General features: G+C 69.1%; 15 protein-coding genes. 7 read left to right on the top strand and 8 right to left on the bottom strand.

Features of this window, described 5'->3' with window-relative positions:
• Nucleotides 1-106 precede the first annotated feature (106 nt).
• From ACFYRX_RS32620 to ACFYRX_RS32610, 3 genes are all read right to left on the bottom strand, one after another.
• Nucleotides 107-4,588 (bottom strand): RICIN domain-containing protein, encoded by a 4,482-nt coding sequence (locus ACFYRX_RS32620; RefSeq protein WP_389107494.1) that lies wholly within the window; start codon nt 4,586-4,588, stop codon nt 107-109.
• Nucleotides 4,589-5,305: 717 nt separating this feature from the next.
• Entirely contained in the window at nt 5,306-5,704 is a 399-nt protein-coding gene (locus ACFYRX_RS32615) for a hypothetical protein (protein ID WP_389107491.1), read from the bottom strand.
• The gene (locus ACFYRX_RS32610) at nt 5,701-6,000 is read right to left on the bottom strand and encodes a hypothetical protein (protein ID WP_389107488.1); all 300 of its coding nucleotides are present in this window, start codon (nt 5,998-6,000) and stop codon (nt 5,701-5,703) included. The genes ACFYRX_RS32615 and ACFYRX_RS32610 overlap by 4 nt, the downstream gene beginning before the upstream one ends.
• A 109-nt stretch (nt 6,001-6,109) precedes the next feature.
• On the opposite strand from ACFYRX_RS32610, the gene ACFYRX_RS32605 reads away from it, so the two are divergent.
• A complete protein-coding gene (locus ACFYRX_RS32605) occupies nt 6,110-9,988 on the top strand; it encodes a phage resistance protein (protein ID WP_389107485.1) in 3,879 nt (1,292 codons plus the stop codon).
• Nucleotides 9,985-12,882, top strand: a complete 2,898-nt coding sequence (pglZ, locus tag ACFYRX_RS32600; protein WP_389107482.1) for a BREX-2 system phosphatase PglZ — start codon at nt 9,985-9,987, stop codon at nt 12,880-12,882. The genes ACFYRX_RS32605 and pglZ overlap by 4 nt, the downstream gene beginning before the upstream one ends.
• Before the next feature lie 87 nt (nt 12,883-12,969).
• On the opposite strand, the gene ACFYRX_RS32595 is transcribed toward pglZ, so the two are convergent.
• Both ACFYRX_RS32595 and ACFYRX_RS32590 read right to left on the bottom strand, forming a co-directional pair.
• Nucleotides 12,970-14,016: a CBS domain-containing protein gene (locus ACFYRX_RS32595; RefSeq protein WP_389107480.1), complete on the bottom strand. Its 1,047-nt coding sequence runs from the start codon at nt 14,014-14,016 to the stop codon at nt 12,970-12,972.
• Nucleotides 14,013-15,830, bottom strand: a complete 1,818-nt coding sequence (locus ACFYRX_RS32590; protein WP_389107547.1) for a DUF262 domain-containing protein — start codon at nt 15,828-15,830, stop codon at nt 14,013-14,015. Before ACFYRX_RS32590 ends, ACFYRX_RS32595 begins: the two co-directional genes overlap by 4 nt.
• Nucleotides 15,831-16,002: 172 nt before the next feature.
• Here ACFYRX_RS32590 and brxD point away from each other — a divergent pair, with 172 nt between their 5' ends.
• The 5 genes from brxD (at nt 16,003) to ACFYRX_RS32565 (ending at nt 22,963) form a co-directional block, all read left to right on the top strand.
• Nucleotides 16,003-17,343, top strand: coding sequence for a BREX system ATP-binding protein BrxD (gene brxD, locus ACFYRX_RS32585; RefSeq protein ID WP_389107477.1), 1,341 nt, complete (start codon nt 16,003-16,005; stop codon nt 17,341-17,343).
• Complete coding sequence (locus tag ACFYRX_RS32580) at nt 17,343-19,541, top strand: DEAD/DEAH box helicase (RefSeq protein WP_389107474.1); 2,199 nt, start codon at nt 17,343-17,345, stop codon at nt 19,539-19,541. Before brxD ends, ACFYRX_RS32580 begins: the two co-directional genes overlap by 1 nt.
• A gap of 393 nt (nt 19,542-19,934) precedes the next feature.
• The gene (locus ACFYRX_RS32575; RefSeq protein WP_389107471.1) at nt 19,935-20,552 is read left to right on the top strand and encodes a hypothetical protein; all 618 of its coding nucleotides are present in this window, start codon (nt 19,935-19,937) and stop codon (nt 20,550-20,552) included.
• A 2-nt stretch (nt 20,553-20,554) separates the two neighbouring features.
• On the top strand, nt 20,555-21,145 hold the full coding sequence (locus ACFYRX_RS32570) for a hypothetical protein (protein WP_389107470.1): 591 nt from the start codon (nt 20,555-20,557) through the stop codon (nt 21,143-21,145).
• A gap of 135 nt (nt 21,146-21,280) precedes the next feature.
• Entirely contained in the window at nt 21,281-22,963 is a 1,683-nt protein-coding gene (locus tag ACFYRX_RS32565) for an SWIM zinc finger domain-containing protein (RefSeq protein WP_389107468.1), read from the top strand.
• A gap of 121 nt (nt 22,964-23,084) precedes the next feature.
• Here the strand turns inward: ACFYRX_RS32565 and ACFYRX_RS32560 are convergent, their stop codons facing one another.
• The 3 genes from ACFYRX_RS32560 to ACFYRX_RS32550 all read right to left on the bottom strand — a co-directional run bounded on the left by ACFYRX_RS32560 (nt 23,085) and on the right by ACFYRX_RS32550 (nt 25,438).
• Complete coding sequence (locus ACFYRX_RS32560) at nt 23,085-23,687, bottom strand: hypothetical protein (RefSeq protein ID WP_389107466.1); 603 nt, start codon at nt 23,685-23,687, stop codon at nt 23,085-23,087.
• A 176-nt stretch (nt 23,688-23,863) separates the two neighbouring features.
• Nucleotides 23,864-24,991, bottom strand: a complete 1,128-nt coding sequence (locus ACFYRX_RS32555) for a M24 family metallopeptidase (protein WP_389107464.1) — start codon at nt 24,989-24,991, stop codon at nt 23,864-23,866.
• 90 nt (nt 24,992-25,081) lie between these two features.
• Nucleotides 25,082-25,438 carry a MazG-like family protein gene (locus ACFYRX_RS32550; RefSeq protein WP_389107462.1) on the bottom strand — a complete coding sequence of 119 codons (357 nt, stop codon included), beginning with the start codon at nt 25,436-25,438 and terminating at the stop codon, nt 25,082-25,084.
• Nucleotides 25,439-25,467: the final 29 nt, after the last annotated feature.

Genomic DNA, 25,467 nt, shown 5'->3' with positions numbered 1-25,467 from the left:
CTGGCGTGCGGTCGTCCTCGATGGTACGGGTACGGGAAGTCTCATTCTCCGGTACGCACAAGAAGGGGGGCGTCAAGGGTTCAGCTCTCCGCCCCCCGTTCATGCGCTACTCAGACGGAATTGTCTTTGTGGTGCGTGCGAACTTTCCACGCTCGAACATGTCGAGCATGTACTTGATCATTTGGGCTGAGCCGGGTCCGTCCGGAGTCGAGTAGGTTACCGGGATGCCTTCCATGAGAGGGGAGCATATGGCCTTGCAAGGGCTGCGTTCGCTGTAGAGTTCTGCGATCTGGCTCTTGTTGAACCCCTTTTCTTCCAGCTTCTTGATGATCAATTCTTCGGAATGAAGCCCCAGGGGGATATTCGCGAAGGCGACGTAATCAGTCTTCGCGCCGGTGGCCTTGGCCCATCCAGGAACCCTGGCAACAGCGACGTTCCGTCCGAACTTGTACCTGAGTCCGCTGTCCACCCGGAACTTGTAGGCGACAATGGCCAGTTCCGTGCTGGCGTACCGGATGATCTCCGCGCAGGCGCCGCCTTCAGAGAGCGCTGCAGAGAGCGCGAACGCGGCCTTGGACCGCTTCGTGCACGTCTCGTACAACTGCTGGAGGACCCTGGCGCCGATTCCTTCCTTCGCCAGCGGCGCCAGACCCTCCAGGCTGCGTAGTGCCTTGAAGGCGTCTTCGAAGCCGATACCTGTCTTGGCTGCGGCGTCGAGCGCCTTGACAGCGCGTGCGATCGGGGCGATCAGCCCTTCGATCGGCACGTATATGGCGATGCTCCAGGCGCAGGCGCTCTTGCTGCCGTGCCAGCAGTCCAGCAGGTCTTCGGCGAAGAAGGAGAACAGGATCGATCCCGCGACATCACCGAAGAGGCTCTGCCATCCCGCGCGGACGATGTCCTTGCCGGAGAACTGGTGCGTCCAGCCCTCGATCTTGACGTCTTTCAGCGTCGCCCGCTGGAGGAACTGCCACGATGCCTTCGGACAGCCGTCGGCCGTGGCCTGGGCCTGCTCGTCGGTGCACAGGTAGAAGTCGGCCTCATAGGAGATGACCAGGTCGTACTTCGCGTTGCAGCCTTGGAAGGCTGCTTCCGGCATACCCGGGCAGACACCGATCTGCTTGCTGCTGACGATCTCGACGGTTGACTCGTCCGGAACGGCGAACACACCGGGAATGCCGGTGCCGACTCCTTGTGATGCCTCCTTGTTGGCTTCCTCCCGTTCGGTGCGGTCAGCGGCGTCCTGGGCTTCCTTGGCGTACTTGTCCGCGTCCTTGGCGGCTTCTTCTGCCTCGGTGGCGGCGGCGTCGGCGCGGTCGGCGGCGGCGCGGGCATCCTTTGCGTCCTGTTCGGCACGGGCAGCGGCGGAGCGGGCCGCCTCGGCGTCGAGTGCCGCGGTGTCGGCGGAGTCGCGGGCGTCCTTGGCGTAGCCCTCGGCGCGTCCGGCAGCCCTGTCGGCGGCTGCCGCGTCGGCGGTCGCCTGGTTGTCGTACTCGATGGTGCGGGCCAGCGATGCCTGGGCCGCGGCCGCGGCTCTGGCGGCGTCGGCCGCGTAGCCGAGGGCCTCCTTGGAGTAGGTACGGGCGTCGGCGGCGTACTTGGCGGCGTTCGCGGCGTGCTGGTACGCCTCCTTGGCGTCGCCCGTGGCCTGTTCGGCGAGGTTCTTGGCGGCGTCGGCCTCGGCGGCGGCGTTCCTGGCATGCGCGTCGGCGACGGCCTGCTGCTGCTCGGCGATCGTCTTCGACGCCTGGCCGGTCAGCACCACCAGGCCGGCGGTGGAATCGGTGTCGACGTACGGAGAGCCGAGCTGGATCGCGTCGTTGGCGGGGTCCGCGACCTGTCGGGCCGCCTCCCCCGCTTCCACCGCCGCCCTCGCCGTGACGTGGGCGTAGCCCGCGGCCTTCGCCGCGGCCACGACCGCGAGTCCGGCCTCCTTCTTGGCGCCGTCGGCCTCGGTCTTGGCGTCCTTGGCGTGCTGCTCTGCCTCGTCGGCGAGCTTGACCGCGGTTCTGGCCTCGGCGGAGGCGTCCTGGGACGCCTTGATGGCGTCCGCGGCGGCACTGGTGGCGGTCCTCACCGCCGCGTCGGCTCTGAGCTTGTCCGCCTGCGCGGCATCCGCGAGCGAACGGGACCGCTTCGCCGCTGCCTCCGCTCGTGTCGCTGCCGCGTCCGCCTCGGCCGCGGCTTGCGTGGCGGCATCCGCCTCCGAACGGGCATTTCCCGCAGCCGTTTCGGCGTCGCCGGCCGCTTTGTCCGCGTCGTTCGCCGCGGCACGGGCCGCGTCGGCCGCTTCGCCCGCGTCGAGAGAGTTGGCGTAGGCGTCCTTCGCGTCGGCCTTCGCGCGGGCCGCGTCAGCCTTCTGCTCGGCGTCCCATGCGTCGTCCCGCATGGCTTTGGCCTGGTTCTTCGCCGTGACCGCGTCATCGCGGCTGCTTTCGGCGGTCCTTTCAGCGGCCTCTGCCCTGTTCCTGGCGTCGTTGGCCTTGGTCGCCTCGGACTCGGCGTTGGTGCGGTGCTGGGCGGCCTCGGCCTGCTTGGCGGCGGCATTCTCCTTCTCCGCCTTGGCTGTCTTCTCCTCGGCCTCAGCCGCGAGCCGCTTGGCGTGCGCGTCGGCAGCGGCCGCCTTGGCGTCGCCCTCGGCCTTCACCGCGACCGCGAGTTTGGCCTCCGCCGTCTCCTTGTCCTTCTTTGCGTTGTCGCGGTGCATCTTGGCGGCGTCCGCGGCGGCTTTGGCCTGCCACTCGGCTGCCGCGGCGGCGTTCTTGCGGAACTCCGCCTTCGACTGTGCCGCCTGTGCCAGGGCGCGCTGCGTGATGGCCGCACTGTCTCCGGCTGAGGCGCGGGTCGCGGCCTCGGCGGTCTCGCCCGCCTTCACCAGCGCCTGGAGGGCGGCAGCCGCACCCTTGGTGACCTGGTCCTTCTGCAGACCGACCAGCAGACCACGGCCCCGTGGGGCGCCGTTGGTGTCGGCGATGCCGTACGCCGCCTGAAGCGCGGTGTCCGACGAAGTCGCGGCCTTCTGGGCCGTCGCCAGCTGGGTCCTGAGGAGGGCGAGCTGCTTCTTCGCCTCCACCTGCGCAGCGGTGACGTTGGCCTTGGCCTTGTCCACGTCGGCCTTGGCCGGTGCGGTGCCGGTGTGGGTCTTGGCGACGATCCTGAACTTCTGCGCGGTGGAGCCGTTGCACGTCGACGACACGGCGTCCTTGCTGTTGTCGAACGTCGGCAGGTGCAGACACTTGCCGGACGCCGCGTTCACCAGCGGAGTGGCGCTGCGCACATCGAACTTCCACTGCTGGGCCTTGGCGCTGCCGCAGTCGCGGATCTGGACCTTCGTGCCGTCGGAGGTGCTGCCGTTCAGCACCTCCAGGCACTTGCCCGAATTCGGGTTCTGCAGGGTGTAGCCACCGTCGTAGGAGGCCCACCGCTGCCACTTCTGGGCGGCCCCGCCGTTACAGGTGTAGACCTGCACCGGGGTGCCGTTGGTCTTGCCGCCCCCCGCGACATCGAGGCACTTGCCGGCGGCGCCCGGCACCTGGATCTCCAACTGGCCGTCGCCGATCCAGTTGAAGCCGCCCTCGGTGTAGTAGTCCAGCCAGCGGGTGGAGTAGTCCGCGATCCACGACTGACCCAGCACCTTGCCCAGAGCGAAGGTGCCGTCCTGCAGCGCCTTGGTGGCGGTGCTGCCGGCAGAGAGGATCTGGTTGCGCTGCGTGGCCTGCGAGGTGATCTCCTGCTGCCACTCGCCGGACGCCTGCGCCACCTCCTTGCCGAGCACCCGGTCAGGGTCGATCGGCGTGTGCCACGCGCACGAGGCGAACCGGGACTTCAGGTCCTCGACCGCGATACGGAACTCCGGAGTGTCCGGCGACGGTGCGGTCCTGGGGAAGCCCCCGGAGGCGAGGAAGATCCTGGCGTCGTCCTCGAACACCCGTGGAACGAACAGCTCGTTCGGGATGATGTCTCCGGAGTTCTTCTTCCAGAGCTTCCAGGCCTCCTGCTCCTCGCTCGTCCCACCTGCCGTGTACAGCGGGTCTCCGACAGCGAGGGCAGCCTTCTTGGTCGTGTCGTCCGCCTGCGGTGACGGGTCGTAGAGCGGCGACATCAGGTCGACGGACTTGAAGTACGACTGGTAGAGCCAGGGAAGCATCCCTGTTTCGTCGAAGATCCTTTCGTCTTTGGGGGAACCGGGATAGGAGTCCAGGCCGCTGACGGTGTTTCTCCACGACGAGTCCGTGTCCCGGACTTTCTTCACCCAGGCGTCGGAGTCGTCGCCGTCCTTCTGCCATGCCTGAGCGAACGCACCAGTGCCGTAGGTGCGGTCTGCCTTCTGATGCAGTTGGTCCGAAGGCAGGGGCAAGGAGGCGGTGGCCAGGCCGTACAGGTTCGGCCCGCCTCTGCGCAGGCCGTCGGCCATCAGACACTGGTCCAGACGCAGTTGCTCGGCGGCCTTGGTGTCGAACCCGTCGTAGGAGTCGGCGACCGGGCTGGTGCGCGGATCACGGTCGGTGGTCGGCTCCGGGTGCACCACCAGGGTGGCGAGGAGAGCGAAGGAGGCGAGCGGGACGACCGGAGTCGCCAAGACCGCCATCCATCTGGGGCGTTTGCCTTGCTTCCGTGCAGGTCTGCGCAACACGCGCATCCCTCTCTGTAGGGGGTGGCTGCTTCAGGCGCACTCCCAGGAGGGAAACGTCAGGCCCGCGTGTGTTCTGGGACCTCAAGTTGTGTGGCGCTCCCCCCGTGGACACGCCGGTCACTCCAGTACAGGCGGACTGGTCAGGTCCTTCCCGGAGCGGACGCCACCATAGACATGTCGGTGGTTCGCAGGGCAAGGACATTGCCACGCACGGAAGTTACTCCTGGTAGCCGTGGTGTCGGGGAGTCGAACGGAATCTGTGTGGACCCTGGGTGAACGCTGTGTCGACTTCATGTCGAACCGGCGCCCCTTCCCACTCTCCGTAACGGTGAGATCAACGTCACAGTCGCAGTGAGCCTTAGGTGACCGAGCGGCCTTGATCGGTCAATAGCGATCGATCGGTCGTGTCAGACATAATGGCTTTGCTCTGCACCGGGCACTCGGAACAGCCGTCGCGGTACGGCTCCTGGCTGTGAGCTACGGCCCCTGTCCTCGGTGAGGCCGTCTGGCTGTTGGCCTCGGCGACCGGTTGGCTCCCCAGGCCGTCACCCGAAGCCGCCGCGCCTTCGCCAGGAAGCAGTCAGGTGGAGAAGCGTGCGGTGGGCCGCCTCCGAGTTCGGGGGAGGGGTGCCGGCGGAAGCGAAGGGAAAAGGGGGACAGGCCGTGCTCGCCTCAGAGCTTCACGACGACCACGCGGTCGGCGCACAGCTTGCGCATGTCGTCCTCGTCCGAAGTGAACACGGTGACCGGGCCGGGCTGCCGCAGGGCGACGGCGGCGAGGGCCGCGTCGATGGCGTACTTGTGCCCGTGCAGACCCGTCTCCTTGACGAGGCGGATGGCCTCGTTGGCGATCTCCTCGGTCACCGGCTCGACGCGAATGAGGGAGAGAGCCCAGTGCCAGGCCGGGAGGTAGCGGGTCGGGTCGTACGCCTCGATGAGGGTCATCGACGTGGTCATGACGCGGGTCCCGGACGCTTTGGCCACCTTGAGGCGTCTCTTCATGTCGGCCTCTCCTCGCACCATCCGGGAGAGGCCCTCGCTGTCGAGCAGGTAGACCACCTCGCCCTTCACGCCGCGTTCCGGGACGGCTCGGGCACATCCTCGGCGGCGGCCCCCCGGGCGTGGGCGAGCTCGGCGTGCCTGCGCTCGATCTCCCGGCGCTCGGCTTCCGCCTCAGCCAGCTCTTCCTCGGTTACGGGGCCGTACTCGGTCTCCAGCCAGTCGACGAGTTCCCCCAGCCGGTCCTGCTCCCGCTGGCGCTCTATGGCATGCGTGACATAGCGGCTGAAGCCGCCGGGGCCTACCTCGGTCCGGATGGCCTCGGCGAGCTCCTCGGGGAGCGTCACGGTGTACTTCTTGGTTGCCATACCGTCGACCATACCGAGGGTCGGGCGGGCCGGCCAGCGGACAATGGACATCTCACACGATCGAGTACAAGCGGCGGCAGAGCCCGCCAGATGGAGAGCGTGACCGGTAATGGCCCAGCAGCAGCCCCTCCTCCGCGATGTCATCGACATCAAGGAGAAAGTCTCCACCTCGGACTTCGTGCTGTCGCTCGCCGAGGCGACGACCCCCGAGGGCGCCCAGCATGCGCTCAAGGACTACGTCGTCACCGAGCGGCTGCTGGAGAACTTCGACGAGGCGCTGGCGCTCATCAAGTCCTCGCTCGACGGGCACCGCTCCAAGGCGGCCTACCTGCACGGCTCGTTCGGTTCCGGTAAGTCGCACTTCATGGCCGTGCTGTACGCGCTGCTCAGCGGCGACCCGGCCGCCCGAGCCCGTACCGAGTTCGACCCGGTGCTGACCAGGCACGAGTGGCTGACCACGGACGGCAAGAAATTCCTGCTCGTGCCCTACCACATGCTCGGCGCGAAGGCCCTCGAACAGCGGGTGCTCGGCGGGTACGTCACGCACGTCAAGAAGCTGCACCCGGACGCCCCGACCCCGCAGGTGTATCGGACCGACTCCCTCTTCGCCGACATCCGGGCCAACCGTGCCACCTACGGTGACGAGGCGGTCCTCCGTGGCCTGGGCGGCGGCGACGGTGAAACGGACGAGTGGGGTGAGGGCTTCGCGTGGACTTCGCAGCTCCTCGACACTGCGCTTGCCGCCGAGGAGAACCACGAGGGCGGCACCGCGCTCAACCTCCGCAACCCTTCCACCCCGGCCGAACTGCGCGCCAAGCTCGTCAACGACGCCGGCACCAACCTTTTCCCAGGCTTCGCCAGGAATGCCGCCGAGAACGAGCACGGCTTCATCTCCCTGGACGCCGGTCTGTCCGTCATCGCCGAGCACGCCAAGTCGCTCGGTTACGACGGACTGATCTTGTTCCTGGACGAGTTGATCCTCTGGCTCGCGACCCTCATCCACGAGCAGAAGTTCGTGGCCCGCGAGGCCAGCAAGATCACGAACTTCGTGGAGGGCGGCGACGCCCGGCGTGCCATCCCCGTGGTGTCGTTCATCGCCCGCCAGCGCGATCTTCGTGAACTCGTCGGCGAAGAGGTGTCCGGCGCGGCGGAGGCCTCCATCCAGGACACCCTGAACCTGGCCTCCGGTCGGTTCGACAAGATCACCCTGGAGGACCGCAACCTCCCGCAGATCGCTCACGCGCGCATCCTCAAGCCGAAGGACGCCGAGGCGGAACGGCTCGTAGACGGGGCCTTCGAGCAGACCAAGCGGGTCGGCACCCAGGTCTGGGACACCCTCCTCGGCTCCGAGAAGGGCACTACCGGCGCGGACGCGGAGTCGTTTCGGCTGACGTATCCGTTCTCGCCGGCGTTCATGGACACCCTCGTCCACATCTCCTCCGCGCTGCAGCGCTCCCGTACCGGTCTGAAGCTGATGGGCGAGCTCCTCGCCGACCATCGCAACGAGATCCGTCTCGGGCAGCTCATCCCCGTCGGGGACCTCTACCCGGTGATCTCGAAAGGCGGCGACAAGCCGTTCACCGACAGTCTGAAGGTCGTCTTCGATGCCGCCGACAAGCTGTACAAGACCAAACTGCGGCCCTACCTCCTCAGCTCGTACGACATCACCGAGGACGACGTCGAGCAGTACGTCAAGCGGCCCGAGGCCATCACCGACCCGCAGCACCTCAACCGCTGCCGCATGTTCGCCGGCGACAACCGTCTTGTATGCACCCTTCTGCTGTCCGCGCTCGCGCCCAGCGTGCCCTCCCTGGCGGAGCTGACCATCCGGCGGCTCGGTGCCCTCAACCACGGGTCGGTCCTCGCGCCCATCCCGGGCGCCGAGGTCGGCATCATCAAGAACAAGGTCGCCGAGTGGGCGGCCCGATTCCCTGAGATCAAGGAGACCGGCACCGACGCCAACCCCGGCGTACGGCTGGAGCTGTCCGGCGTCGACGTGGACTCCGTCATCGCCAACGCCCAGGTCAACGACAACCCCGGCAACCGGGTCGCCCTCGCCCGGCGCTTGCTGTCCGAGGAACTGGGCGTCGAGCACGGGCAGTTGAGCGACCAGCTCGGCTTCGTGTGGCGCGGTACCGCCCGCACCGCCGAGATCGTCTTCGGCAACGTCGCCGACGAGGACGAGCTCCCCGACCACGACCTGATGCCCCAGGAGGACGGCCGCTGGCGTATCGCCATAGACCTCCCCTTCGACGAGGGCGAGTGGGGTCCGGTCGAGGACGTCAACCGTATCCGGCGGCTGCGCGAGCGACAGCAGGGCGAGCGGTCCCGCATCGTCGCCTGGCTCCCCGCCCACCTGTCCGCGCAGCGCTTCGCCGACTTCCGGCGTCTCGTCGTCATCGACAAGGCCCTCGCCGACGAGCACCGCTTCGACACCCAGTACGCCGGCCATCTCAACGCCGACAACCGCAGCCGCGCCAAGGGCCTGCTCGAAACCCAGCGCGAGGCCCTGCTCAAGCAGGTCAAGGGCGCTTTCAAGCAGGCCTACGGGCTCGCCCAGAAGCAGGCCGCCGACGTCGTGCCCGACTTCGACGACCACCTCGTCCCTCTGCCCGACGTCGACGACCTCACTCTGTCCTTCGGGCAGAGCCTGCACGACGGCATCCGGCACGTCGCGGGCAAGCTGCTCGCCCATCAGTACCCGGCGCACCCCGACCTCGACCCCGACGGCACCGGAACCGCCGTCAAATCCGCCGACACCCGCAAGGTGTTCACCCACGTGCGGGCCGCCGCCGAGGCGCGTGACGGGCGGGTGGAGGTCCCGGCCGCCGAACGCAAGCTCATGCAGCGGATCGCCGGGCCCCTGCGCCTCGGGCAGCAGAAGGAGGCGTACTTCGAGCTGTCCCGCTACTGGGCCGACCACTTCCGTCAGCTCGCCAGCGGCCAGGGCGTCACCGGGGACCTGTCCCTGATCACCCTGACCGACTGGACGGACAAGCCCGACCCGCGGGGCCTGCCCGACTTCATCGCGCGGCTCGTCGTCGCCTCCTTCGCCGAGATGGACGACCGGGTGTGGGTGCGCAGCGGCACCATACTCGACCCTGCGCCCGACCTGTCAGCGATCAAGGACCATGACGCGTTGCGCAGCCAGCCGCTGCCCGCCGAGTCCGACTGGGACACCGCACGGCAGCGCTTCGAGACGGTCTTCGGGCAGAAGGCTCCCGCCCTGAGGCGTGGACGGATGGTCAACCAGTTCGCCCGTCAGATCATCGACGCCGCCCGTGTCCACCGGGACCACGCGGCGGACCTGGTGCACCAGTTGGAGGCCCACGCCTCCTTCCTCGGCCTCGACCAGACCGCCGACACCGGGCGGCTCGCCCTCGCCCGACGCTCCCTGCAACTGCTGGACGCGCTCACGGCGGAGGCCGGCAAGGGCGCGGCCGGGGCGAAGAAGACAGTGGAGGCCCTCGCCTCCTTCGACCTGGGCGAGACCAGCGCCGACCGCTACGGCACCTCCGTCAAGCAGGCCCGCAGCGTCGCGGAGGCCGTGGCCTCCGCACCCTGGAGCACTCTCGAACTCGCGGCCGGTCTCGGCCCCGAGGGTGCGGCACTCCTCGACTCGCTGCGCAACGTGGCCCGCGACGACCAGCGCACCGCGGACCTGCGCGACGCCCTGGCCCGCACCCAGCGCGAGGTCGTGGCCCTGGTGAAGCGCAGCCAGGCCGCCGCCCCGCCGTCCGTGCCCGTCTCGCCGCAGCCCAGGGCCGACGACCTGGACCTGGGCAGGCCGACGAGCGACCCGCGGATTCCCTTCACCTCGCCGGAGACACCCACACCTGCCTCCTCCGGCAGCGGCTCCGCGCGAACGACCGGTGGCCGCCGTACGACCGTGGCACGCGCCGCCGCCGACCTCCAGGCAGAGCTGTCCGAGCTGGCCGCCCGGTATCCCGACGCGACGATCGAGATCACCTGGAAGGTCGTCGAATGACGGACACCGTCGCCGCCGCCCCCGGTGCCGTCCGGTTGAACCCCGCGACCGTCACCCAGTACCTGTCCTCGCAGTCCTCCCTCGCCGTCTCTCTGACGGGGGACGGTGGGGGCAGGCGCCGGGTCGTGCTGCTGCGGTCCGCGCCCCAGTGGGACGGGCCCGCCGAACCAGCTTGGGGCGATGGTCGGACGGCCGGTGTCGCGGTGGCTCCCTCACCGCTCGCCGTCCACGAACTCGTCCTCGATCACTTGGCGGGCCGACGCCCCGGTCCCGCCGTCCTGGTGGTCCTCACCGACCGCGAGCAGAACGAACTCGACCCGGCGATCACCGCCCGCGTCCACAAGCAGCGCATCGACATGGTCGACAGCTGGGACGTCGTGCGGGAGGCGTTCGGCGCCCGGCAGATCGACCCGCGCCTGAAGGACGTCAACTGGGCCGCCGAAGCGCTGCTCGACGCCACCCCGCCCGGCGGTTGGCAGCCGGTGCCCGGCGGCTGGCTGTCCCGGCAGTACGCGCTCACCGCCCTCGCCCAGCGCCGCCTGCGCCTCGGTCGCTACGACATCGAGGGCGGCGCGCGACGCCCCGGCGAAGACCGGCTCGACGCACAGACCCTGTTCCACTGGTCGACCCGGCCCGGCGCCCCCGAGCGGCTGCTGGGCCTGCGGGGGCTGGAGCGCGCCGGGCTGACCGCCTTCCTCGGGGAGGAGGACCAGGCCGGTCTTGCCGGACGCGCTCTGCTCGCTCTCGTCGACGCCGAGCGCGGCTCGGACGCCGCCGCCTTCGGCCTCGTATGCGCGTCCCTGTGGCAGCACGCCGAACCCGCCCCGGAGATCTATCAGTCCCGGGGCCGTGCCGAACGCTATTTCGGTGATCAGCCCCCAGCCAAGGGAGAACAACTCGATGCCCTGGTGGGCGTCTTGGGGCGGTCAGCCGAGGAGTACGTGAGCACGCTGCTGACAGCCGGACACCGGGGCGGCGGCGCCGACGCCGACCAGGCCCGGGAGGCGCGCCGCACCAGTGGCATCGTGCTCGACCGGGCCGCCGTACTGGCCCGCCAGTTCGGCGCGGAGGGGGCCGTCGCGGCGAGCCCTGTTCTGCGCGGCGGACTGGAAGCCCGGTTCACCGCCGTCGGCCAGGCCCTCGCGGCGGGCGACACCGCCGCGGTCACGGAGGCCGTCCGGCGGCTCGCGGACCACAGGCTCGCCACCGATCCGGAGGAGTCCGCCCGCGTCGAACGCGCCCGCATGGGGCAGCGTCTCGCCCGCTGGCTGGCTACCGATCCGTCCGCCGATGCGCCCAGCGTCGGCGACGCCATACAGCGGCATATCACCGAGACCGGCTGGGCCGACCTCGCCCTGGAGCACATCGAGGCCGGCGGCGACCCGGACCCCGTCCTCAAGACCGCCTACGACACCCTCGGCACGCGCGTCAGGGACCGGCGGCGCCAGATCGACGCGTCTTTCGCGCGTGTGCTGGCCGGTTGGACGCAGGACGGCACCCCGCCGCGAAGCATGCTCACCGTTGAGACCTTCCTCGACCGGGTGGTCGGACCCGTTGTCCGGCGCGGGGAGGAACGACGGGTGCTGTTGCTCGTCCTCGACGGCATGAGTGCGGCCATAGCGAATGAGCTCGGCGAGGAACTCCGACGCTCCTGGGCGGAGTTCGACCCGCTGGCCGAGGACACTCCGCGTCGGCGGGCGATGGCCGCCGCCCTCCCCACCGTGACGGCCGTCTCCCGGACATCGCTCTTCGCGGGCACCCTGATGAAGGGCACCCAGGCCGAGGAGAAGCGGCTCTTCCCCACGCTGAAGCTGTGGAGCGGTGCACCGGCCGCGGTCTTCCACAAGGACGACCTGCGCACCGAGACAGCGGGCGACACCTTCGGCCCGGTCCTCACCGAAGCGCTCACCGACGGCAGGACCCATGTCGCCGTCGTCCTCAACGCCATCGACGACCGCCTCGCCAAGGAACAGAAACTCGGCGACGGTACCTGGCGGGTCGACGACGTACCCGGCCTGCGCGACCTGCTCCGAGTGGCGGCCGCCCAGGGCATGGCGGTCATCGTCACCAGCGACCACGGCCACGTCGTCGACCGGCACGGCACGAAGGTCGACGCGACCACCGAGCCCGCATCCGCGCGGCACCGCCTGTCCGGCGGCGGCCCGCTCGGCGAACGGGAGATCGCGCTCTCCGGGCCGCGCGTTGTCTGGCCCGAGCCCGGCGCATCCATCGTCGCGCTCTGGGACGCGGACTCCCGCTACACCGCCCTCAAGGCGGGCTACCACGGTGGGGCGTCCCTTGCCGAGTTCACCATTCCGGTGCTCGCCTTCCTGCCGTTCGGGGCGGAACCTCCGAAGGAATGGAGGGAGTTGGGGGATCAGAGGCCGGTCTGGTGGGCTCCGGAGGAGGTGGGAAGACTCGTCACGGACGAGCGTGCGGCTCACATGGGCGGCGCGGCTGCGAAGAAGGCCGCCGCGAAGTCCCGAAAGAAGCAACCCGACCCCGGGACGCTGCCCGACGCGCTCTTCGACGTGGCGCTGACCGTCGGGGGGGACGATGCCCTTCTCACCCCGTCCGTCGTATCGCGGACCGAGGCGCTCGTAACGGCACTGCTCGACTCGGAGACCTACCAGGGGCAGCTCGACGGTCTGGCCCGCAAACCGCAGCAGGAGCCGGTCCAGAAGGCTCTCGCAGCCCTGCTCGACGCAGGTGGCACCCTGCCGGTGACCGCGCTCGCCCAGCGTGCGGGCATGCCCACCACCCGTGGCGACGGGTTCGCGGCCGTCCTACGGCAGCTTCTCAATTACGACGGCGTGCAGGTACTGGAGACCTTGCCGGACGGGCGCACCCTCCGGCTCCATGAGGGTTTGCTGCGCGAGCAGTTCGCCCTCTGAGGTGGTTGACGGTTCGGGGCGGACCCGCTTCATAGCGGGGCCGCCCCGAGAGCGCTACCAGTCGTGCTTGACCTGCTTCGCCTATCTCTACGCCACGAACGCCCGCAGAAGTTTCGCGAACGTGGTCAACTCGTCGAGCATCTCCTGCGGAAGTGGCTTCTCGTCGAAGTGGGCAATCCGGTTTCGGATGTCCTTCACCTGCTTCAGCCGGCCGATGAACTGCTCCCTGGGCATGTTGGGCCACTTCAGCGCTGCCCAGTTGGCGTCGGCCGCTTCGGCCATCGACGTCTTTGTCTGGTCGCCGTCCAGAAGCCTCAGATAGTCGCCGAACATGAGGTCGGAGACCTGACCGGTGCGGTGTTCGGGCTTCTTGTTCGTCTGAACGGCCTTGATGGTCTCCTCGTCCAGTGCCGTGCCCAGGCAGCGACGCAGCAGGGACTCGATCTCCCCGACGATGAAGAAAGGCCGTGCCGCGCCCTCGAAGCGGTCCGTGACATCCGCGGCGGTGACCATGCCCGACAGACAGCCGTCGTCACCGCGGACCAGCAGGTAGCCGTGTTCGCGGATGACCGGCAGGGCGGAGAAGAACTCCTGGCGGGTGTCGGCGACCGGGAGGGAGTCCTTCTCCATCGCGTTGTCCAGCGTCGGCTGCTTGCCCGCCTCATACATCTTGGCGACGGAACCCCAGGTGACCACCCCATGGATCTGCGCCATGCCGGTGGTCACCGGGATCTGTGCGACGCCCTTCGTGCGCATCAGGAAGGTCGTCTGCGACAGAGGCGTACCGGGACCGACGCACACCAGTCCGCGCCGCGCCGACGGGATGTCCCCGAGCAGCAGACGCTGAGGAAGGGCCGCCGACGGCAGAGCCTCCTCCGTCTCGTCCGCCTCGATGTCGACGGGGGAGGCCTGTGCGGGGACGGACGCGAGTGCCACCACGTCGACGTTGCTCCGCTGGCCGCACACGGCGAAGTCCGGCAGTGTCGTCAGGCCGACGTCCGTGAGTGCCTGCGAGATGCGGTGCACCGTCCGGTGGTCGCGGACCCTGACCTGGAACAGGTCGAGGATGTCCTGCACAGGCACGGTCCTGCCCTTGAGCGCGGTGAGGTCCTGCCCGCTCGGCATGCTCGTCATCGGGCGTTGCCCTCCGCGAGGTCACGGAGCATGGTCCGCTTGCCCATGGCGGCGTGCACGAGATCCTGCAGCTGCTTCGAACGGTCGTTGTAGAACCGTTCGTAGTCGTTGTCGCGGAGCGCTTCCGGATCGATGAGGTGGGTGGTGAGTACGTCGTCGAACCACTCGGGTCGCATGTCGGAGGCCGCGACCATGGTGGACAGATACGACGCAGGCGCCCCGGTCATGTCCATCGCCGCGCGGTAGGACAGCGGGGTCTTGTTCACGATGGAGTTCGTGGGCAGGCCATCGCTGTTTCCCCGCCTGAACCAGGCCTTCGGGAAGATCTGCCGGACGTCCACGCTGTACTCGTCCAGCCTGCCTGGTTTCAGCGGGCTGTCCGTGTAGTGCAGGTCGACCGCCCCCTGCTTGATCAGCAAGGCGTAGATGCCCTTGTAGGCGGCGCTGTTGCGGGTGGTGAGGCTGTCGAGGCGGTCGGCGAAGAAGAAGGCGTCCGTGACGGTGTCGGGCGCCCGGTCGTCCTGCGCGATCCATGGGACGAGCTGCTCGACGTCACGGGTGAAGCGGGTCTCGGTGGAGCCGCCGTACATCTCGCCGAGGACCCCGCACCAGTACCACTGCTCGGTCCTCTCCTCCGCTCCCAGGCCGTCCAGCGCCGTGTCGAGGATGGCGCGGACGGCTGCGAGCGGGACGAGCTGTGTCTTGTAGGGCAGATCGTTCGGGCGGACGATGCACTGCCGTTCCAGGAAGTCGCCCACCCAGGCGAAGGCCTCGGCGAGCTTCGGCGCCAGCCGGACGAAGTCGGCCAGCGGAAGGTCCAGCAGATCCCGGCGCTTGCACGACACCGTCGTCCCGATGCCCGCCTGCTTCCGCTCCCACGTGCGTACGAGGGCAATGGCCTGCAGGAAGTCGATGCTGCTCAGCCCGTTCTCGAGGTTGCTCTCCAGACGCCCGAAGACCGGGTACTTGGCCGCCAGCCCTTGCTTGATCTCCCGCCACACCACGGGGAGTTGGTAGTAGTCCCCGGTTCGGTCCACGTACTCGGGGTCCCCGGCATAGGTCGCGGTGAGCAGTTCGAAGACGTTCAGGGGCACACCGCCCGTGTTGACCCGCTCGAACACCGCACAGACGGCGTCCATGGAGGTGGAGGCGGCCAACCGGATCATCGGGACCTGGAAGGCGCGGACCTGTTGGAGGACCGACTCGTCGAACTGGCCCCACAGGTCCCAGTTCCGGGTCTCGTCCGCTTTGACGTAGGACATCATCCACTGGTTCACGCGCTGGGCGTCGAAGACGAGGTGCAGAGGGAAGAGGCCGGCCGCGCACTCGCCCTCCGTGGTGCTCAGATCGAGCACCACCGTGCGGTTGAAGTCGGTGCGGAGCACCTTGTCCGCAGGGACGGACAGGATGGCCTCGTCGCGGTCCGCGGAAGGGCCGACTGCCTTCGCGATGTCAACGTAGTACCACCGCTCGATGGGCTTGCCGCGGGCGTCCGCGGTCTCCACCGGGGCGTCCAGCCACAGGGCCTGGAAGAGGGAGGTGAGGCGTTGCTGCCCGTCCAGCAGGAGGAGGTCCGCGGACGGATCCCCGTCCGGTCGTGCTCCGGTGAGCGTCCGGGAACGGAATCGGGTGGCGCCGCCGGTCTGCAACGTCATCACCACGCCGAGCGGGTAATCCAGCGTCACTGTCGCGATGATGGCGCGGATCCGGTCGTCGTCCCATTTCCAGTTCCGCTGGAAGTCGGGCAATTGTAAGGAGCCCGACGCCACATCCGCGAGTACGTCCTTCAGCTTCACATTGTCGAGTGCCGCCACGTTCGTCCCACTCTCCACCCTGGCATATGTACGGAGAGTGATTCCAGCAGCGTCTTCAGGTGACCGTCAACCGATTCAACGAAGTAGGCGGCTTGCGACCGTGGCCCGTGTAGCGCGGGCCGGCATTCGGTCCCCGTACGGCGGTGCGCGGAGAAATGGAAGACTGGTTGTTGTGAGCACCACCGGATCCCAGCGCCCCGCACAGGTGAGCGCCGCCCGACGCCGTACCGTCATCGACGCGCTGCGGCGCGGTGCCGTGCCCGACAGCGGACTCGACCTGCTGGCCACCGGACTCGACCGGTTCGAAGCAGCTCTGGACGCGGAACTCGATGCCGTGGCCTCGGGTGGCTCGGTGTTCAAGGCTGTGCGGGGCGAGTACGGGTCCGGTAAGACGTTCTTCACCCGCTGGCTGGGGGAGCGGGCCAAGCGCCGCAACTTCGCCGTGGCCGAGATCCAGATTTCGGAGAACGAGACCCCGCTGCACCGGTTGGAAACGGTCTACCGGCGGCTCACCGAACGTCTCACCACCTCCAGTTTCCCGCCCAGCGCGCTGCGGCCCGTGGTCGATGCCTGGTTCTACGCCCTGGAGGAGGACGCCCTCGCGGCCGGGGCGACCGAGGACGCGCTTCCAGGCGAGGTGGAGAAGCTGCTTGTCGCGCGCCTCGCCGAGGTCTCCCGGCACGCCCCGTCCTTCGCCGCCGCTCTGCGCGGCTACCGAGCGGCCCTCGCCGTCGGGGACGAGGCGACCGCGGCGGCCGTCCTGGCGTGGCTAGGCGGCCAGCCCCACGTCGCGGCCTCCGCCCGCAGGACCGCAGGGGTACGCGGCGACCTCGACCACTTCGGTGCGCTCGGATTCCTGCAAGGCCTTCTCACCGTGCTGCGCGACTCCGGGCACACCGGGCTGTTCGTCGTCCTCGACGAGGTCGAGACGCTGCAGCGGGTCCGGTCGGACGCCCGCGACAAGGCCCTCAATGCGCTGCGGCAGCTCATCGACGAGGTGCACTCCGGCCGCTTTCCCGGGCTCTACTTGGTGATCACGGGCACTCCGGCCTTCTACGACGGTCAGCAGGGCGTGCAGCGACTGGCCCCGCTCGCTCAGCGACTGGCCACCGACTTCACCACCGACCCTCGCTTCGACAACCCTCGCGCCGTGCAGATCAGGCTTCCCGGCTTCAACCAGGAGTCCCTGGTCGGACTCGGCGTCACCATCCGTGACCTGTATGCCGATGCCACGGAAACGCCCGAGCGTCTGCGGAAGGTCGTCGACGACAGGTACGTGGCCGACCTCGCGGTGGCCGTCGGCGGGGCATTGGGCGGGAAGGTCGGGGTGGCTCCCCGGCTGTTCCTGAAGAAACTCGTCGGGGATGTGCTCGACCGGGTGGACCAGTTCGACGACTTCGACCCCCGGCAGCACTACCGGCTCACCGTTGCCGGCAGCGAACTCACCGATGTCGAGCGGAACCTGGCCGCCACGGTATCCCCGTCGGCCGATGACATCGACCTGGAGCTGTGATGGCGGACGCGGGACTCCCGGCCGGAGAAGACCCGGGTGACGAGGGCGTCGACGTCCTGGACCGACTCGACCCCGTCGTCCTGCATCACATCGTCAACACTCTTGGGTGGCCCGATCTGCGCCCCCTGCAGCGGGCTGCGATCACGCCGCTCCTGCAGGGGCAGGATGCCGTACTGCTGGCTCCGACAGCGGGGGGCAAGACCGAGGCTGCCTGCTTCCCTCTGCTGTCGGCGATGACCGAGCAGAAGTGGACCGGCACCTCCGTGCTGTACCTGTGCCCGCTCAAAGCACTCCTCAACAACCTGGTCGTCCGTGTCGACTCCTACGCCCAGTGGCTGGGGCGACGCGCTGCGCTCTGGCACGGCGACACCAAGGAATCGCAACGGCAGCGCATCCGGGCCGAGGCCCCGGACATCCTGCTGACCACGCCCGAGTCACTCGAAGCGATGTTGATCGGCGTGAAGACCGACCACACCCACCTGTTGGGGAGTGTCAGGGCCGTCGTCATCGACGAAGTGCACGCGTTCGCAGGGGATGACCGGGGATGGCACCTGCTCGCCGTGCTCGAACGGTTGGAGCGGGTCACCGGACGGCCCATCCAGCGAGTCGGGCTCTCGGCGACCGTCGGCAATCCGGCCGAGTTGCTGCACTGGTTGCAGGGCGCGGGCGTCGGCAGCCGCACCGGCCAGGTGGTCGCCCCCGGAGTGCATTTGCCGACCGTCGCCGTCAGCAGACATGGTGACAAGGCGAGTCCCAAGCCGTCCAGCCGGCCGGCGGGCGAGGTGGAACTCGACTACGTCGGCTCCCTCGACAACGCGGCCAAACTCATCGCGGCGCTGCACAGGGGAGAGAAACGGCTCGTCTTCTGCGACTCGCGCCGCCAGGTCGAGGAGTTGGGCGCGGCGCTCCGTGCGCGCGAGGTGACCGTCTTCCTGTCCCACGCCTCGCTCTCCGTCGATGAACGCACCCGCTCCGAGCAGGCATTCGCCGAGGCACGCGACTGTGTCATCGTCTCCACGTCCACCCTCGAACTCGGCATTGACGTCGGTGACTTGGACCGTGTCATCCAGGTCGACTCACCCGCCACCGTCGCCTCGTTCCTGCAACGCATCGGACGCACCGGCCGTCGGTCCGACACGGTGCGCAACTGCCTGTTCCTGACCACTCGCAAGGAGACGCTGCTCCAGGCGGCGGGCTTGTTGCTGATGTGGTCGCGGGGCTGGGTGGAGCCGGTCATCCCCCCGCCGGAGCCGCGTCATCTTGTGGCCCAGCAACTGCTTGCCGTCACCCTGCAACAGCACAAGCTCGGGGACCAGTTGTGGGATCGGCAGTGGAACGGGCTCGCCCCCTTCGATAAGTCGGCCGCACCCATCCTGCGCTTCCTCACCGAGGAGGGCTTCCTCGACAGCGACGAGGGGATGCTGTTCGTCGGTCCCGAGGCGGAACGCCGCTTCGGCAAGCGCCACTTCATCGAACTCACTGCCTCTTTCACCGCGCCGCCGCAGTTCACCGTCCTGTCCGGGCGCACAGAGATCGGCCGTACCGACCCGAGCATTCTCACGGAGGAACGCCCCGGCCCCAGGCGGTTGCTGCTGGGCGGACGAAGTTGGCAGGTCACGTACATCGACTGGCTGCGCAAGCGCGTCTTCGTCGAGCCGGTCGACGGTGGCGGTATCGCCAAGTGGATGAACGGTGGCGTCATCGGGTTGTCATACGGCCTCACGCGTGCGATGCGGGAGGTTCTGCTGGGCGCGGATCCTCCCGTCTCCCTGACCCGGCGTGCGGAGGCGTGCCTGACGGAACAGCGCGAGGTGGACGGCCCTGACACCGTGCATCCGGGCGGCACACTGGTGACGCGCGTCGGCAGGGATGTGCGCTGGTGGACGTGGGCTGGCTACCGTGCCAATGTCACGCTGGCGGCCACCCTGCGGTCGGTCACCGATCCACTGCAGCGGCCTACGGACAGCTGGCTGCGTCTGCGAGAGGACCTCACCCCGTCCGACTGGCGCGCGGCCCGCGAGAGCGTCGGTGAGACCCTTGTTCTGCCTGATGTGGATCACCGTGCCGTACGTGGCCTGAAGTTCTCCGCCGCTCTCCCGGAACGCCTCGCCGTGGCCACAGTGGCGGCCCGTTTGGCCGACTTCGAAAGCGCCCGCTCGGTGCTCGGCGAGTCGACGCGCTTTCAGTACGGCGGATGAGTCGGAAAGACCGCCACGGCCGCTTCGGACGGACGCGGAAACCCAGGTACGCCGTCGGCTGGGCCGATCTGCCAACCTGACGGCGCACGGCTGAGGTGACAGTCCCCGGCGTACAGCCCGACTCGTCTGCCGCTCTGCGGCTTTGTCTCCGTCACCAGTGCCCGTCGGTCCCGCACCGGCCCGGTGCCGCGCGTTCGTCGTCCGGTTTCGCAGGGACCGGAGGAGCACCGCTGTCCCCGGTGAGTGCCTGGTGCCTGTCTGTCGGCCGCGAAGGCCCCTCGAGGCGCGACGAGTTCACCACGATCAGGTGAATCAAGCCGTGTTGAGGAACCCGCGCGAGGCCGGTGTGAGTCACAAACCTTGCACTGCACGACATATGCCCCAGGGGTGACCATGAGCCAGCAGCAGTATCCGCCGCAGCAGCCCGGATGGGGCGGCCCTCAACAGCCTTTCGGGCAGCCGCCGTTCGCGCCGCCTCCGCCGAAGAAGGCGGGTGCGGGGAAGGTCATCGGGCTGGGATGTCTCGGTCTCGTCGGTCTGTTCGTCCTGATCGCTCTTATCGGTGCCGTCGCGGGCAGCGGTTCCGGCTCGAACGACTCCAAGAGCGACGGCGACACCAAGGCAGGCGGCTCCACGTCGAAGGATGACAAGGCGGCCGCCGCCACCGGAGGCAGCGCCGAGAAGACCGACCGCGAGCAGAAGGCCGACAAAAAGGTCGTCGTCTTCAAGGTGTGGGGCACCGCACCCGCCGGCGCCCTCGGACCGATCGACATCACCTACGGGTCCGACTCCGACAACCGCGACGGCGCCTTCAAGAACGGCAAGTTCAAGGCCACCTTGCCCCTCGACGACGAGGCCCTGTACTTCAACGTCACCGCACAGCTCCAGGGGTCCGGGGACATCCACTGCTCCGTCACGGTCGACGGGAAGACCAAGAAGGCCCACGCGGCCGGCGACTACAACATCTGCAACGCTCAGCTGAGTTCCGGCCTGCTGGGCGGATGGGGCTGACGATGGCTGAGAGCACTCCGCAACCTTCCGACTCACCTCCCGCGCCCAGCCTCCCGCCCCTCCCGCCGTCCGAGGTACTGGCTCCGCCGATCCCACCGAAGAAGCGCCGCACCAACGCGATCATCATCGGCTCGACTGCCGCCGTCATCGCCGCGATCGTCACCACGGGCATCGTCGTGGCCGGGGCCACAAAGGGGTCCACCATCGACGACGACAAACCGACCACCACCGCCGCGTCGAGCGTCCCGGACGACAATGGCGTCACGGAGCCGGACCCCGAACCCACGTACGGCGAGGTCGACGCCGAAAGCTTCTCGATCGACCTGCGCACCACCGCGCGGCAATGCTTCGGAACGGCGGGCTGCAACGTGACCGTGGAGCCGGACCTGACGTACTCGGGCAGCAGTGCGGACATTGACCCGGACGCGGTGTACGAGGTCACCTACGAGATCTACGGCGACGAGTCCGGCCCGGTCATCGCAACTGCCGAGCTCACGGACCGGACCAGCCTGAGCTACCGGCCGTCCCTGATCAGCACCGCTTCGGCGAGTACAACTCTTTCCGTGGAGATCACCGACATCCAGACGGGCTGAGACTGCTCAGCCGACGAAAGGGCCGGTTGGGAAGACCTTGGCCGAGCTGACGGAAGTACCCCCACAGCTCCCCCCCCCCCCGCCTGCGGCACCCTGGTGACAGCACATGAAAACGCACCTTGGGAGCTGGGCACGATGGTCACGGGGCACCTCACCGAGGCGAGTCTCAGAACACTGGCAGGAGACCGTTCCTTCGAGCGGGGACGCGGCTATCTGGACGCCGTCTCGGGGGTCGAGGTCGGTGACGGATGGGTCACCGCGACCGTGCACGGCACCGAGCGCTACGCGGTGGAGCTCGCACTCGACGATCCCGACGGGCTCATCGGCGAGTGCGACTGCCCCTACGGCCTGGAGGGCAACTTCTGCAAACACCTGGTCGCGCTCGGGCTGACGCTACTCGCGCAGCGGGAGAGTCTGCCGCGGCAGCGGGAGGAGGCCCGGAGCCGTATGCAGGATCTCGACGCATGGCTGTCCGCGTTGCCGAAGGACGACTTGCTGGCACTGGTTCGTGAACAGGTCAGTGAGGACCGGCAGTTGCGGCGGCGCCTGGAGTTGCGGGCCGCGAGTGCTCGAGGTGACCTCACCGGGGTCCGGGCCCGCATCCGGGAACTCCTCGACATCGGCCCGTTCGCCCAGTACGGATACGTCGAGTACGCCGACGCCCGCGCCTACGCGGACCAGGCCGCAGGTGCCGTGTCCGCGCTGGACGCGCTCGTCCGCTCCGGCCGGGCCGCCGACGCGGTCACCGTGGCACGGGAGGCGATGCGACTGCTGGCCGAGGCAGGGGACAGCGTCGACGACTCCGACGGCGGGCTCGGCCAGGTTGGTGAACGTCTTGCCGACGCCCACCTCGCCGCGTGCCGTGCGGCACGCCCCGAGCCGGAGGAACTCGCGCGCTGGCTGGTCGATCACGCGCTCGGTGAACTCGACGACAGCGTCACGGAGATCGACCCGCTCGACTACGAGGACGTCCTCGGCGAACAGGGCATGGCCGCCCTGCGCGAACTGGCGGTCGAGGCGTGGCGGGGCAACCGTAGGGGCTGGGCGGAGAAATCCCTGATGGAGCGTCTGGCCAAGGTGAGCGGTGACGTCGACACGGTGATCGCCGTGTACGCGTCCGACCTCGCGCCGAACGGCTCCACGCACCTGGTCATCGCCGGCGAACTCGACGCCGCGGGACGTGCCGACGAGGCGCTGCGCTGGGCAGAACGCGGTCTCCGGGAAACGCGCGACCTCGCCGCCGTGGACACCGCCCTCGTCGACTACCTCTGCGACCGCTACGCGCGGGCGGCGCGACCCTCCGACGCCGTCGCCCTGCGCCGCGACCACTTCCGCGCGCGCCGCACACTGCTCACCTACCAGCAGTTGCGCGATGCCGCACAGGCGGCCGACTGCCGGCAGGCCGAGCGTGAAGCAGCGCTCACGCTGCTGCGTGCTGACGCCGAACAGCAGCGTGAGGGGTGGTACGGCGGACCGGTACTCCTCGACGCCCTGCTCGACGACGAGGACATCGACGCGGCCTGGCAGGCCACCGCCGACTTCGGCGCCGCCGACCGGCAGTGGCTCGCCCTCGCCGACAAGGCGCGCGCCGACCGCCCCGCCGACGCGCTCGGCGTCTACCTGCGCCTTGCCGAACCGCTCACACAGCAGACCGGCAACACGGTCTACGAGCGACTGGTCGCGCTGCTTCTGAGCATCCGCGACTGCCACCGGCGCCTGGGGACACCGGACGAGTTCAGCGCGTACGCCGACGCCCTGCGCACTGCTCAGCGGCGCAAGCGGAATCTGATGCGGCTGATGGATGAGCACGGCTTGTGAGCTCCTCGGGTCCGTACTCCGGGCGGTGCCGCGGGAAGCAGAACGCAGCGGCAACCTGGCCCGACCTTCACGAAGGGGCACGCCGGCTGTGTCTGCCCCGTCGGGCCCGTCCGCGCTCGGGTCAGCGCACCCGCTCCCAGGCGTGGAGCACCGCTTGGGCGTACGCGACGCGAACATCCAGGAGCTGCGGCTCGTAGTGGTAGACCTTGTCGATTCCCCGGTAGTCCAGAGCGGTGCCCGATCCAGCCGTACGCCATCGGGTACGGGTCGGACCGTCGAGGCCGGTGTCGCTCGTGTCGCCCTCGAACAGCGAGTACACCAGCATGCAGAGGAAGAAGAGCAGCCAGACCGGAGAACTCAGGACGTACAGCAGCCAGGTGTACCCACTCCCGACCTTGCCCGTGAAGACCTGCGGTGCGCCGCTGAGCTGTGCCGTCCACCGGATACGGCGCGGCCAGGGCAGGAATCGGTCCGCGCGGCGCGTGATGCGGGCCAGGGGCGCGCCGTCGGCGGCGTACACGTCGTGGACGTCCGGGCCGGCCGGCTGGATCGAGCACATCAGCGCACCACCCCCTCCGCCGTGGATCCAGAAGGGAATCGGAGACCGGCGGTTCCACCGTTCCGTCGTCCGGCGCTCGAACACCTCCGCCGCCGGGGTGGCTTCACGCCGAGCGCCCGGCAACTGGATCGTCGAACTCATCCCGACCTCGGACCGTGAGTCCACCGGGACAGGGTTGTGTGCTTCGACCATGAACGTGCAGCGACGCGGCGCCGACTGCATCGGCGTGGAGAAGGCCGAAGCAGGCCGCTCCTGCGGAGGCGGAGTGGGGTGCATTCTGGTCTCTCCGGGGCCGGGGTCGGATACGAACGGGGTCGAGGATACGGCCGACGAGAACGCGGTCACTCCACGATCGCCATCCCTTGGTCGGCTGAGTTCAGCCGTCTCGCTCCCTCCTCCGTGCACGTCACGACATCCGCGATCCGCATTCCGAAGCGGCCCGGCAGGCACACCCCGGGCCCGATCGAGAAGCACATGCCGGGGAGGAGAAGTGTCTCCTCGCCTTCGGTCAGGTACGGCCGCTCGTCGGTCGCGATGCCCACCCCGTGGCCGGTGCGGTCGGCGACGTACGTGCCGCCGAGTTCCGCGTCCGATACGACCCGGCGGGCCCTGCGGTCGATGTCCTGGCAGGGCACGCCGGGGGCGACGGCCTCGAACGCCGCCTGCTGGGCCGTGCGGACGAGGTCGTGGGCCGTGCGTTCGTTCTCCGTGGGTTCGCCGACGTGGACCGTGCGCGCGAGGACGGAGCCGTAGCCGTCCTTGAGGCCGCTGAGGGCGAGGACGACCGTGTCGCCGTGGGTGATGATCCGGGCGCCGGTCTCGTGGTGCGGGTTCGCGCTGTTCGGGCCGGAGGCGACCGTCGGGAAGTCCACCTGGGCGTGGCCGTGTTCGTGCAGCAGGCGGGCCAGGTCGGCGGCCACGTCCGTTTCGCTGCGGCCGGTGAAGCGGACGGTCAGGAGCTCCTCGTACCCCGCGTCCGCCGCCGCTCCCGCCGCCGCGAGGCGGGCCACCTCGTGCTCGTCCTTCACCGCTCGCAGGAGTGGGAGTACGACGTTCAGGGGGCGGTAGGTCGTCAGCGGCAGGGCTTCCTGGAGGCCGAGGAGGTGGAGCGCCCAGGTCGTGTCGGAGACGCCGTAGCGGCCGTTGGGGAGGAGGAGGCCGGTGGCGGCGGCGTAGGGGTCCTGGCCGTCGCTCCAGTCGGAGATGCGTACCGCGCCCGCGCCGGGGGCGGCCTCCGTGTCGGGGCGTTCCAGGGCCGGGACCAGCAGGCGGGGTTCGGAGCCGGGGATGAGGACGAGGAGGGTGAGGCGCTGCGTCACCGCGGTGGGGCGGTGGCCGCACAGCCACACCATGTCGGGGCCTGGCGTGACGAGCAGCCCGGCCAGGCCCGCCTCGGCCGCTGCCCTGACCGCCCGGGTCATACGGGCCGCGTAGTCCTGTTCTGTGAAGGGGGCGGGGGTGTCGTTCACGGGGCTCCTCCGACCGCTGCCGTCGTCCGGTTCATCGTCCGAGGGGTGGGGTGCGGGGTGCCTGGGGGCGTAGGCCGATCGGGTGAGGGGTCAGACGGCCTCGGGGGTCGCCCCGGTGCCGAGCGAGCGCTCCGTCACCCGGGTCAGATGGCGGTGGAAGACCTCCCTGGAGTCCGGCGTCAGTGTCCGCAGCGCCACCAGTGCCGTGATGACGACGTCGCACAGCTCGCCCTGCACGTCCTCCCAGGTGTGGCTGACACCCTTGCGCGGGTTCTGGCCCATCGCGCCGATGACGGCCTCGGAGACCTCGCCGACCTCCTCCGAGAGCTTCAGCATGCGCAGGAGGAGACCTTCGCGCCCGCCCACCGGCTGGTCTCTCTCCAGCCAGGCCCACAGGGCGTCGACGGATGCCCAGAGGTCCTCGGGAGGCGTGCCGTGATCAGTCATGCGGAACCACTCATGCGGAGCAGCTTCCC

It is taken from the genome of Streptomyces sp. NPDC005374 (assembly GCF_042872225.1).
Classification (GTDB): Bacteria; Actinomycetota; Actinomycetes; order Streptomycetales; family Streptomycetaceae; genus Streptomyces.
This window is presented reverse-complemented; position numbering and strand designations above follow the sequence as displayed.